This window comes from Bradyrhizobium sp. (genome assembly GCF_049586575.1).
GTDB lineage: Bacteria > Pseudomonadota > Alphaproteobacteria > Rhizobiales > Xanthobacteraceae > Bradyrhizobium.
The window spans coordinates 1-10,549 of record NZ_JBAVCF010000533.1 but is presented as its reverse complement, the minus strand read 5'-3'; the positions used below and the strand labels follow the sequence as shown (position 1 = coordinate 10,549).

The following is a 10,549-nucleotide window of genomic DNA, read 5'->3' as shown; positions in this document are numbered from 1 at the left end:
ACGCTGGTGGATGCAGATGCCGGGAGCAATCCCGCGAATTGGCAATGGGTCGCGGGCTGCGGCGCCGATGCCGCGCCGTATTTTCGCATCTTCAATCCCGTGCTTCAGGGCGAGAAATTCGATCCCGACGGCAGCTATGTCAGCCGTTGGGTGCCCGAACTTGCACAACTGCCGAACAAGCTCATTCACCGGCCATGGGAGGCCACACCGCTCGAACTCGCCGGCGCGGGCATCACCCTCGGCAAAACCTATCCGCACCCGATCGTCGATCATCGCCTTGCGCGGGAACGCGCGCTCAAGGCTTACGGGAAAGTGCGCGCGGGTTGAAGCTGCCGCTAACGGTTGACCACAAAAACCGCGGCGGCGCAGGCGACCATACCGGCGATCGCGACCGCATCGAGCCGCTCGCCGAACAGCACATAGGCCATCAAGGCCGTCACCGCCGGCACCAGGTAAAACAGGCTTGCGACGGACGTCGCGGCCGTACGCCGGATCAGCCAGTATAACAGACCGATCGATCCAATCGAAAGCACGACCGCCAACCAGGTGACTGATAATGCGAACTCGCTTGTCCAATGCACTACGCGTGTTTCGAAAGCAGCCGCGCCCGCAGCGAAGAAAATCATCACGCCGATATATTGAATGAGATTGCCGGCGCGCCAGTCGATGTCGCGGCAATAGCGCCGCTGGTAGAGCGTTCCCAGCGTGATGCTGACCAGAGACACGCCGGAGGACAGCCAGCCCCAGCCCGCCTCGCCGTTCATGGGGCGTTCGTGCAGGATCAACGCCACGCCCGCCAATCCCAGCAGAAGGCCCATCCATTGCAGCGGCGTGACGCGTTCGCCTAACCAGCGATTGGCGATCGTCGAGGTGAGGATCGGCTGCAAACCCGGGATCAGCGCCGAGAGGCCAGCCGGAATGGAAAGCGATATCGCAACAGCCGTGCCGCCGAGATAAAATCCGTGCACGAGAAGGCCTGCGACCACGCTATGAACGATGCCCATCCAGTTCGGCCATCGCGGCCGCACCACGACAACAATGGCCGCCATGATCGCGACCACGATCGCCATGCGAATCGCGAGGTAGGTCAACGGCTCGGCGCTGCGCAGCACGTATTTCGTGGCAATGAAGCCCGTGCTCCATAGCACGACAAAAATCGCCGGCGCGGCGCGCGCGGCCAATTGATCAAAATCCTTGTTCATTGCGGTCGTGAGTGCCCGATCGTATGCTCAGCGGCAATGCCGATTTGCACAGGCCCCCTCGCGCGGTATGACATAGCGCCCTGTTGACTGCGAGCCTCCCATGAAATTGAACTTCGTCACTGTCGACGTCTTCACCGGCACCCAATTTGCCGGCAACCCGCTTGGCGTCGTCCTCAACGCCAAGGGGCTTTCGGGCGGGCAGATGCAGGCCATCGCCGCTGAATTCAATCTCGCCGAAACAACCTTCGTGTTGCCGCCGAAAAATCCGGCCAACACCGCGGAGGTGCGCATTTTCACGCCGCGCTATGAAATGCCGTTTGCCGGCCATCCCAATGTCGGTACGGCTTTCGCATTGGCCAGGGCGGCCACAAGCTACGGCCACGCGATCGGCGGCGACGGCGTGACGTTCGAAGAAAAGGCTGGTCTTGTCCCGATCTCATTTCTCAAGGAGAACAAAAGCGTTGTCGGCGCGCGGTTGGCTTCCCCGCAACGCCTGACGGTTGGCGCCGTCGTGCCCGCCGAACTTGTCGCATCCGCTTGCTCGCTATCGCCAGAGGATATCGAGACCCGGCATCATCAGCCTTGCATCGCGTCTTGCGGCGCGCCGTTCGTCATCGCCGAATTGAAGAGCCGCGAAAAGCTTGCCTCGGCTCGGGCGCGGCTTGACATTTTCGAACGGGATATCGCCAAGCTGCCCGTCACGAGCCTCTTCATCTACACGCAAGTTTCCGAAAGCGGACTCGACATCCGCGCGCGCATGTTCGCGCCCCATCACGGTATTCCCGAGGATCCGGCGACGGGAAGCGCCACCGTTGCGCTCATTGGTCTCTTGGCAAAACTGCGGCACGAGCCGGATTTGCGGCTATCGAAAACCATCGCGCAAGGCGTCGAAATGGGCCGCGCAAGCCTGCTGCAAGCGGAAGCCGAAAAGACCAACGGCGTTGTCACCGCGACCTATATCGGCGGGCGCTGCGTTCCAGTGATGTCGGGAATGATTGATCTGGCTTAAATCACGGCTTCGAGGTGAAGCCGCGCGGCCCGCGGAGATCACCACTCTTCGGGGCAGGGATCGACGATCTTCCAGAGTTCTACGCCGTTCTTGATCTTCTTCATCTCGGTGGTGAGCCCGCCATTGCGGCGAATCCAGTCCTTCACCGTGTCCGGATAATACGACATCAACTCCGACGTTCCCTCGGTGCTCGTCACCTTGATGCCGAAGGTGAACGCCTTGTCGTAATAAGCTTCGTGAAAGCCAAGGCTGGCGCGCGGCGTCACGCAAATCTTGTTCATCGGCACGATGCCGAACACCAGCGTACAGGCGGAGTTGCAGACGCCGTCGATGATCACGCGCTCGTGGTGATCGCGAATGCGGGCATACTTCGCCTTGTATTCCTCGACGTAGCCTCCGTGATCGCTGGTAATATGCAGATCGGCCCGGGCCGGACTTGCCGCCAGGCACAAGAAAACAAGCAATCCGAGAGGCGTGATGCGCATGGGCGGTCGGGCAACAGAATCGCGGCTGAGCGGAAAATCGCAGACAACGTAGGATCAGAGGGTAGGACTCTGGCGAGACTGTGTTGGAAATTCGTTAAGCATGGCGGAATCCCAGTATTCCCGGGGGCTGCGGCCAATTTTTGGCAGGCTTTGTCGGATTTACCTGTAGATGGGGGCCCGGTTTGGCCTAAAATGTCCGGGTTCGTCCCCCGGAGGTCCCTGATGATCCGACCCAAGTTCGCCCTCGCCGCGACCGCCCTGGCTGCACTGATAGCGGTTTCGAGCCCGGCTCAGGCGCGCCGGCACCACCACCATTGGCACGGTTATGCTTTTGGACTGCCCTATTCCATCAGCTATTCGCACAATTATGGCCCGGGGCCTGAACCCGGCACCTTCGCCTACTATGACGGGCCCTCGAATAATTTTTGTGCCCAAGGCTCGGCAACCTATCGCGCGCAAGGTGGGCGTTATCCCTGCTTCTGATCGCGTGAGCGACACCGATCTTGAAGCTGGGACGCTTGCTGAGAGGCCGGTTGCGAATGTTGGAATCGGTCCCATGGTCTGGTAATCGGACCATAGACGCGCTCGTAGCTCAGCTGGATAGAGCATCGGATTTCGATTCCGAGGGTCGGGAGTTCGAATCTCTCCGAGCGCGCCACTTGGTTCTGAGCCAGAGAGTTCACGCCTTCGTTCCTTGGTATGTCCCTCAGTGCCGACAGTGCAACCGGGTGGCAGCGGTGCGCAGATCTCGTTAGTTGCCGCCCGAAGTACAGGTTCAAGATCACTGCGATCCCTGATGCGGGCGCCGCGCCAGGTTCAAGTTTCTTGCCTTGTCCAGATTGCGGGCACTTTCCAGCGCCGCCGCGCTCGGCAAGAGGGTCGAGGCGAGGTCGGTCTCTGTAAAATCGGCACCGGCAAGATTGGCGTTGGACAAGTCGGCTCCCGCAAGGTCGGCGCGGCTGAGGTTGCAATTCGAAAGGTTGGCGTTTTGTAGCTGGGCGAATTCAAGATCAGTGCGCGAGAGATTGGCGCCGCTCAGATCCGCGTTCCTGAGATCGGCGGATTTGAGCACGCCACGCATCATGCCCATCGATTGGTTGCGCATGTCAGCACTCAAATCGGCGCCAGCAAGTTTGGCTCCTGTCAGGCGGGCACCGGAAAGGTCCGCCGTGATGCGCGCTCCACTCAAATCGGCGTCGTCAAGCTTGGCGCGTTGCATCTGCGTGCCGAGCAGTGAGGCCTTTGCGAGTGACGCCCCCGCTAAATCCGCGTCGATCAGCCAGGCCTGGTTCAGGATGGCCCGATCGAAGCGCGCGCGTTTCAGGTTGGTCCCGTTGAGCTTGACGAGCCGAAGATTGCCGCCGGAGAAGTCGAGGCCCGATAGATCGAGGTGCGACAGCCGCTTTCCTTGCAGATCCCCAGAGCGTCGGCCCGCGGCGTCTTGACGCCAGGCATCGAGAAGCGCCTCGACCTCGTTGCGCGTCATCTCCGATGTCGACATTTCGGGACTGTTGAGGTCGACGCTGCGCAGCATGTCCTGAGCTACGGCAGCAATGGGACCGAACAGCAGCGTCGTCATCGAGATGAGAGCAAATGCGAGACGAAACAGCATTGCCGTCTCTCCGCCTCCAGTAAGCCGGCATTGTCTCCCGCTGACCAATGCTGCGCAAGCGGCGAATTACCCGCCACCCGATCGCCAGACGTGGGACTCGCTGTCGGTCTCGTCAGCATCGCACAGGAGCGTCTCTTGTGATCGGCAGCCTCGCGACACAGGACAACCCACGAAGATATGGACCGCTATCGAAGGGTAACCGGGCCACCACCCTGCGAAACTCTGAAGACCGCCGGCTATGAGGCGTAGCGAAAGATCGCAGGCCATCGCAGGTTAGTCGGTTGGGGCGAGTAATCGAGGGACGGTTGTCTGGAGATTCAGGCTCCGGGACGCACGATCGATCCGACGGTTGTTCCGGCACGTGGATTGGAATCAAACAGCGCCGGTTCGTCCTGCCGCCGATCAAGTCACCAGATATTGTTGCCGAAAAGGACGACGGGCCGCTGTTGGGCGACCATGAACCTCGGCTGCCCAACATAACTTTTAGCCACCGATTTCCGTTTCCGTTTTGGCGCCGGGTTACGAAGCTCGTTCGGATTCTGGCGCAACTGGGCGTAAGCCTCGCGTACCTGGGGCTGAGCCATTTTCAAAGGCTGAGCCATGGCGGTTTTTTGAGGCGAAGGCGCTTGCGCGACAGCGGCAACCGGTGCCGGAGCAGGCGTGATGGTGGGGCGCGAGGTATCGAAGACCACGCGCTCCGGCCATTTCCTGTCGGAATGAATCCGTATGATGGATCGATCGACGGTCGATCGGGAACCCTCGGCCAATGGCAGCGCCGGCAGACAGGCATTGGCGACGAACAGAAGCGCAAGCAACGCGCCGCCAACGAACACAAAATAACGCATCAGCGGCATTTTCGATATGGCTCCATCCGCACCGGCGGCCGCGGCACGGGGACTCAACCGGCGATTACATTATTTGTTCCTGGCCGCGTGAAAAGGTTCGATGCGAGGGCGCCGGTTCAGCCCATTATTTGAAGCCGGTCCCCTGAACTCTGTTAACCAATCAGATGTGGCTTGCCGCCACGGGCGCGCACTTGGCCTTGGCTGCGTTCACGTTGACGAAACCGACATGGAGCCGAACGAAGATTTTTCGGCTCTTCATGTTGACGACATCAGGTATCACTCGCGAGCGCTCGGTCAGGTAGCTGCCGTCCGGCCGCGAGAACGCGCACGTGATGTCGATATCCTTGACGGCATAGCCGTTGTCGTTGCGAACCGTCATCGTCACCAACGCGTTGGAGCCCAGACCTCCCCGCCGCAACGACTGGGACGATATCTTCAGGCGATCGACCGGAGCAGGCTGTTCCGGCACGATTGCTTCAGATATTGCGGGATCGAATGAAGGCCGCTTGGCCAGACCAACCGTAGAACCGGCGGAAGCCGGCTTTGCCGGAGTAGCAGCGGCGGCATGTATCGGCCTGGCTGCGGCGACCGGCTCACGAACATGAGTCAACGCGAAGCATCCCGCCGCTATCAGCATCACGGGAATCGGCAGCCAACCAACTGCTGTCCGAAGTCGGTTTGCAGACATGCCGTCAGCACGATCTAAATGATTTCCCCACCTAGGCTTGCCATGTCCGGAGATTCCGGTCGAATCAATATTGAGAAATCCATCGGTCATGGTCGCGCCATCCCGGAGACAAATGGGCCGGCATTCCTCGCCGATGTCACAACTCGCAGATGCCAAATTGGTTGCATCAAAGCGTGACAATACCCGATGCAACAAGCCTCAATCCTGATGTCAGAGGGGATAGCCACGTCCTCGCCTCGCCGCTAAAGTTGGCAATGGCGGCTGGTGTGCTGCAAATTTTTTCGGGCCACGACGGGCTGCGCGTAAATCATCATCTGGAGAAAAGTATGCCGGTAGTGACCTGGGACCACGTTCATCTGCGCAGTCCCAATCCGGAAGCGACCGCGGCCTGGCTTGAAGATATTCTCGGCGGCGAGATCATACGCGGTCCCGGCCGCATCGACGTCAGGCTCGGCGGCGCCATGGTTTTCATCGCCCCGGTCGCAGCGGGCGACGGGGTCAACGCGCCCCCGGTTACGCCCTACCAGGGCCTGGATCACTTCGGACTGACGGTCAAGGACATCGACACGGTTGCCGCCGAGATCAAGGCCAAGGGCGTCGAATTCACCAAGGAGCCCCACACCATTCGTCCGGGCGTCCGCATCTGCTTCCTGCGCGGTCCCGAGGGGATTTCGATCGAACTGCTCGAGCGCGACAAGAAATACGCCTGAGTTTCCGGGCGGCCTGAGGCAAATGGTCAACCTGCCGCGTTGACGGCGGATGCCGCGCTTTGGCATAACCGGGACAGTCATCTAACGGGCCGGCGCCAACAGACCATGAGAAATGGGCTCTATTCGATCCATGTCGTCCTGCAGGACGGTCGCTCCGGCAAGGGTAGCGGCGTCGTCCTGTTTCGGGATGGCAAGATCCTGGGCGGCGACGCGTTCCTGTTCTATGTCGGCAGCTACGCGGTGAAGGATAATACCTTCAAGGGCGAGATTCTGGTGCAGCGCCACACGCCGAGCCCTGACGTCACCCCCCTGTTTGGTGGCCCGGACCCGGTCGGAATCGGCGTCTCCGGCACATTCACGGATACGTCGGCCGACATGTTCGGCACGGCGCTGGTGGGCAAAGCCAGCCAGATCTTCAAGGCGACGCTGCGCAAGCTGGTCGACACCGACTAACTTCACCGAAATCCTACTCCGCGGCCTGCTCCAACGGCGCCACGCGCGGCAGAACCATGTGAACACGGGTGCCGCGGCCGGGCTCGGAATCCAGATCCAGCCGGCCGCCCAGGCGGTTTGTGACAATGCTGTAGACGATGTGAAGGCCAAGCCCGGTGCCGCCCTGATCGCGTCGGGTCGTGAAAAACGGATCGAACGCCCGCCGCCGGACGTCCAGGCTCATGCCGCAACCGTCATCGGCAAAGATGATTTCGACGTGATCCGGGCCGGCCGCCCGCACCTTGATATCGACGGTCCCTGCCCGGCCATCCGGAAAGGCATGCGCCACGGAGTTGAGAAACAGGTTGGTGAGCACCTGACCATAAGGACCCGGGTAAGAGTTCATGGCGAGGTTTGGTTCGCAATCGACTGCGAGCGTCAGGCGATGCTTGCGCAGGCCAGGCCGCAAGCTCAATACCACCTGCTCGGTGAGGTCGCCGAGGTCGAACGGTCGCTGGTCCGAATAATTGCGGTCGGCAGCGACCTGCTTGAACGACGCAATCAGCTCTGCGGCGCGGTTGAGGTTGGCCACCAGCTGGGAGGAAGCATCTCGGGTCGCGCCGAGGAAGTCGGTCAGGCTCGAGCGCCTGAGATCTCCGCGCGCAACTTCGGCCGCAAATAGCGCCGTCTTGCGCTCCAGCGAGGAGGCAACCGTCAGGCTGATGCCGACGGGGTTGTTGACCTCGTGCGCAACGCCCGCGACGAGCCGCCCGAGGGCAGCGAGCTTTTCCGCCTCAATCAGCGAGTTCTGGGTTTCGCGCAAATTGCGCAAGGCGGCCTCCGCGGCATCTTTTGCCTCGCGCATTTCCTGTTCGCCGCGCTTGCGCTCGCCAATGTCGAGCGCAACCGTCACGATGCTTTCCACGCCGCCGTCGGCATCCAGGAGCGGCAGTTTGTTCACCAGCCAATGCCGAAGATTGCCGGATGAATCCCGGTATTCTTCCTCGTAAAATCCGAGCTCTTTGCCGGTCTTCAGCACGCGCCGGTCGTTTTCATCGGTTTTTTGCGCGCCATAACGCGACATCAGGTCCGACGTGGTCCGGCCGATGGCCTCGGCAGGCTCGATCCCGAAAATGCCGGCCATATAGCGATTCATCAGCAAATAATGGAGCTGCTTGTTCTTGACGTTGATCACAGCGGGAACGGTATCGATCACGAGCTGCAATAGCCGCCGGCCCTCGGCAATCGCTTCTTCCGCCCGCCTCTGGTCGGTGATGTCGCGCACCGTTCCTTCATAGCGGACAATCTCGCCGCTCTCGTCGCGAACCGCGGTCGCGCTATCGGAGAGCCACAAAATCGCGCCGTTGCGCCGGCGCACCTGATATTCGTATTCGCGCACGATGCCGTCGCGCTGCATCAGTTGCTGATACTGCACGCGCGCCTGGGGGTCGACATAGATGCTCTCGGAGATGTCGCCGATGCCGCGAATGAGTTCTTCCGGGGAACCATAATCCATCATCCGCGCCAGCGCCGGGTTGGCGTTGAGAATCTCTCCCCCCGGCGTCGTTACATAGATTCCGTCGACGGATCCCTCGAACAGCTTGCGATAGCTTTCTTCGGCCAGGCGCTGTTCGGCGAGTGCCCGGATCGCCGCTTCCCGTGCCGCGTCCGCGTCGACCAGCGAGCGGCGGAACACCTCGGCCGCACGCGCGATGTCTCCGATCTCGTTATGCACGCCGGTAGCGGGGATCGACGTGTCCTTTTCGCCGCCGGCCAGGGCGCGGATCGCGGTCGCAATCGCCTTCAGCGGGCGAACCGTCTGGCGCACCACAAACAGGGCCGCCGCAAGACCGATCAACACACCCGCAACGCCAAGCAGAATGCTTTGCCATTTGTCGCTCGCAAGCGTCCGGGCAAAGTCACGGGCCAGCACCCGCCCCCGCCTGTCACTGAGATCGCGTAACAAATCGGTGACCCGGCCGATCATCTGCCCCTCGGTACCCAGCACGTCCCGGTCGAGTTGGGCGATTTGGCTCTCCGTGGTGGAAATCGACAGGATCGCATCAGAGTAAGCATCGGTGGCGGCGCGAAGCTTTTCGTCGTCAATGGATAGGGATTTCATGGTGCGCGCGGACTGCTCGATCGCGGCCGGATCGTGCGCCAACAGCGCGGTCGCGAGCTGATCCTGCGTACGGAACAATTGTCGCAGCATGCTGCGGTCTGGCGCCGCAATTTCCGATATCGCCTGCTCGAACCGGGCGCGAGCGGGCGGCAACGCCGACACCAGTTCTGTGCGGAGGGCAATCAGGGCGGTAATCCGCTCCATCCCGTCCCGATAGTTGGTCAGGCGTAGCGTGACGCCATCGATCATTTCCTGCTGCTCGGGGGCAAGTTTCAGCCGTGTGTTCTTCAACAACGCACTCAGTGACGAGGCCGCCTCCGCGACCTTGGCGGAGGACGCCGGATCGGTCACGAGGTCGCGCGCCGCCAGCCGCAGTTCCTTGGTGCGGCGGTCGATCTCCTCAGCGGCTTCGGCCAGGCTTCGCAGGTGCTGCAATTCGGCGAAGGTGGCGCCGACATGGTGAATGGCGACGACGCTGGCCATGCTCGTCATGGCGATCATGGCGAGCAGAAGGGTAAAACTGCCAAAGGTCAGTTGCCCGATCGAAAACGAGACCGACCGTATTCGTCTGATATTGGCGGCAAAGGCTCGGGGCATCGGCAACCTGTGCAATAAATGCCCTCTTATACGATGATTTGCCGTACGGGAAACCGCCGAGCCAGGCTCGCGCGAGGCTCAATCGGCACTAACATTGCGCCGGGGCGTTGTGTCATCGCCTTCCGTGTCCTGCCCTGCTCGCCGCGTTTCAAATGCACCGCTTGCGGTCAGGATGCCGACAATCGCCTCGGCGGGCAAGCGTCTCGTCGTCTCAGCCGGAACTGGCGACCGTGGCCCGTTTGCGCGGAGGAATGGTCATCGCGGCGACACCGACGACGACGCAAGCGAGGCCGATCCATGCGGCCGGCGACAGCCTCTCACCCAGCAGCAGAACGCCAAACGCCACGCCGATCGGGACGCGAAGGTAGCCCTGCGTCAGGTTGGCCTGGGCCGCTCACATTTCGAACAGTTCACCGTCGTAACCGGCGTCCAGCGGAATCCGAAGCTGGCGGCGGCCATCGAGTTTCGTCAGTACCGGCATGACGGTGACGACGGGTTTTCCTTTGGCGTCATCGAGCGCCGCTCGCACATTCGGCTGCTTGCCGAGCTTGATCAGGTTGCGCGTGGTCGGAAATGGCAATTTGAACCGTCCGCTCTCGCCACCCGCGACCGCTTCGCGTGCCGACAGCCACAGCGAGTCCGTCGATTCCCGGCCGTCATGCGCGCCGAGTTGTTCCGGCGGGGCTGCCGCGAGGAAGAACCAGGTGTCGAACCGCTTCGGCATGCCTTCCGGCGTGACCCAATGCGCATAAGCCACGAGTTCGTCGAGGGCGAGCACCATGCCGGTCTCATCGAGAATTTTCAGAAAGGTCGTCTTCCGCTCCGACAACGCCGCGCGGTGACTGGC

The 10,549-nt window shown here is 61.5% G+C and carries 11 protein-coding genes, 1 tRNA gene and 2 pseudogenes; 6 read left to right on the top strand and 8 right to left on the bottom strand.

The genetic code is table 11. The features are described from left to right. The coding region (locus tag WB528_RS20140; protein ID WP_423890165.1) for an FAD-binding domain-containing protein at positions 1-327 on the top strand (327 nt) is incomplete at its 5' end. Between the two features lie 8 nt (positions 328-335). On the opposite strand, the gene WB528_RS20135 is transcribed toward WB528_RS20140, so the two are convergent. Continuing rightward, positions 336-1,202, bottom strand: a complete 867-nt coding sequence (locus WB528_RS20135) for a DMT family transporter (RefSeq protein ID WP_423890164.1) — start codon at positions 1,200-1,202, stop codon at positions 336-338. Positions 1,203-1,302: 100 nt separating this feature from the next. Between WB528_RS20135 and WB528_RS20130 the strand changes: the two genes are divergently transcribed. Next, entirely contained in the window at positions 1,303-2,211 is a 909-nt protein-coding gene (locus tag WB528_RS20130) for a PhzF family phenazine biosynthesis protein (protein ID WP_423890163.1), read from the top strand. Between the two features lie 38 nt (positions 2,212-2,249). On the opposite strand, the gene WB528_RS20125 is transcribed toward WB528_RS20130, so the two are convergent. Beyond that, positions 2,250-2,696, bottom strand: a complete 447-nt coding sequence (locus WB528_RS20125) for a hypothetical protein (protein ID WP_423890162.1) — start codon at positions 2,694-2,696, stop codon at positions 2,250-2,252. A 222-nt stretch (positions 2,697-2,918) separates the two neighbouring features. Between WB528_RS20125 and WB528_RS20120 the strand changes: the two genes are divergently transcribed. Then, positions 2,919-3,179 (top strand): hypothetical protein, encoded by a 261-nt coding sequence (locus WB528_RS20120; RefSeq protein WP_423890161.1) that lies wholly within the window; start codon positions 2,919-2,921, stop codon positions 3,177-3,179. Positions 3,180-3,277: 98 nt separating this feature from the next. Beyond that, positions 3,278-3,354, top strand: a tRNA-Arg gene (locus tag WB528_RS20115). A gap of 123 nt (positions 3,355-3,477) precedes the next feature. Here WB528_RS20115 and WB528_RS20110 read toward each other — a convergent pair. The 3 genes from WB528_RS20110 to WB528_RS20100 all read right to left on the bottom strand — a co-directional run bounded on the left by WB528_RS20110 (position 3,478) and on the right by WB528_RS20100 (position 5,763). Further along, positions 3,478-4,308 carry a pentapeptide repeat-containing protein gene (locus tag WB528_RS20110; protein ID WP_423890160.1) on the bottom strand — a complete coding sequence of 277 codons (831 nt, stop codon included), beginning with the start codon at positions 4,306-4,308 and terminating at the stop codon, positions 3,478-3,480. Between the two features lie 407 nt (positions 4,309-4,715). Beyond that, complete coding sequence (locus WB528_RS20105; RefSeq protein WP_423890159.1) at positions 4,716-5,162, bottom strand: hypothetical protein; 447 nt, start codon at positions 5,160-5,162, stop codon at positions 4,716-4,718. 151 nt (positions 5,163-5,313) lie between these two features. After that, positions 5,314-5,763 carry a hypothetical protein gene (locus tag WB528_RS20100; RefSeq protein WP_423890158.1) on the bottom strand — a complete coding sequence of 150 codons (450 nt, stop codon included), beginning with the start codon at positions 5,761-5,763 and terminating at the stop codon, positions 5,314-5,316. A 404-nt stretch (positions 5,764-6,167) separates the two neighbouring features. Between WB528_RS20100 and WB528_RS20095 the strand changes: the two genes are divergently transcribed. Together WB528_RS20095 and WB528_RS20090 are read left to right on the top strand one after the other, a co-directional pair. After that, a complete protein-coding gene (locus WB528_RS20095; RefSeq protein ID WP_423890157.1) occupies positions 6,168-6,551 on the top strand; it encodes a VOC family protein in 384 nt (127 codons plus the stop codon). 105 nt (positions 6,552-6,656) lie between these two features. Next, entirely contained in the window at positions 6,657-7,004 is a 348-nt protein-coding gene (locus tag WB528_RS20090) for a GrlR family regulatory protein (protein ID WP_423890156.1), read from the top strand. A 13-nt stretch (positions 7,005-7,017) separates the two neighbouring features. Here WB528_RS20090 and WB528_RS20085 read toward each other — a convergent pair whose 3' ends face one another. The 3 genes and pseudogenes from WB528_RS20085 to WB528_RS20075 form a co-directional block, all read right to left on the bottom strand. After that, positions 7,018-9,702 carry a PAS domain S-box protein gene (locus WB528_RS20085; RefSeq protein ID WP_423890155.1) on the bottom strand — a complete coding sequence of 895 codons (2,685 nt, stop codon included), beginning with the start codon at positions 9,700-9,702 and terminating at the stop codon, positions 7,018-7,020. A gap of 211 nt (positions 9,703-9,913) precedes the next feature. Continuing rightward, positions 9,914-10,075: pseudogene (locus tag WB528_RS20080) on the bottom strand (EamA/RhaT family transporter); the annotation flags it as partial. 21 nt (positions 10,076-10,096) lie between these two features. Continuing rightward, positions 10,097-10,549: pseudogene (locus WB528_RS20075) on the bottom strand (NUDIX hydrolase); the annotation flags it as partial.

Bases quoted from the DNA above. Each gene is read 5' to 3' on its own strand.
- WB528_RS20135 (WP_423890164.1), bottom strand. From the start codon at position 1,202: ATGAACAAGGATTTTGATCAATTGGCCGCGCGCGCCGCGCCGGCGATT.
- WB528_RS20130 (WP_423890163.1), top strand. From the start codon at position 1,303: ATGAAATTGAACTTCGTCACTGTCGACGTCTTCACCGGCACCCAATTT.
- WB528_RS20125 (WP_423890162.1), bottom strand. From the start codon at position 2,696: ATGCGCATCACGCCTCTCGGATTGCTTGTTTTCTTGTGCCTGGCGGCA.
- WB528_RS20120 (WP_423890161.1), top strand. From the start codon at position 2,919: ATGATCCGACCCAAGTTCGCCCTCGCCGCGACCGCCCTGGCTGCACTG.
- WB528_RS20110 (WP_423890160.1), bottom strand. From the start codon at position 4,308: ATGCTGTTTCGTCTCGCATTTGCTCTCATCTCGATGACGACGCTGCTG.
- WB528_RS20105 (WP_423890159.1), bottom strand. From the start codon at position 5,162: ATGCCGCTGATGCGTTATTTTGTGTTCGTTGGCGGCGCGTTGCTTGCG.
- WB528_RS20095 (WP_423890157.1), top strand. From the start codon at position 6,168: ATGCCGGTAGTGACCTGGGACCACGTTCATCTGCGCAGTCCCAATCCG.
- WB528_RS20090 (WP_423890156.1), top strand. From the start codon at position 6,657: ATGAGAAATGGGCTCTATTCGATCCATGTCGTCCTGCAGGACGGTCGC.
- WB528_RS20085 (WP_423890155.1), bottom strand. From the start codon at position 9,702: ATGCCCCGAGCCTTTGCCGCCAATATCAGACGAATACGGTCGGTCTCG.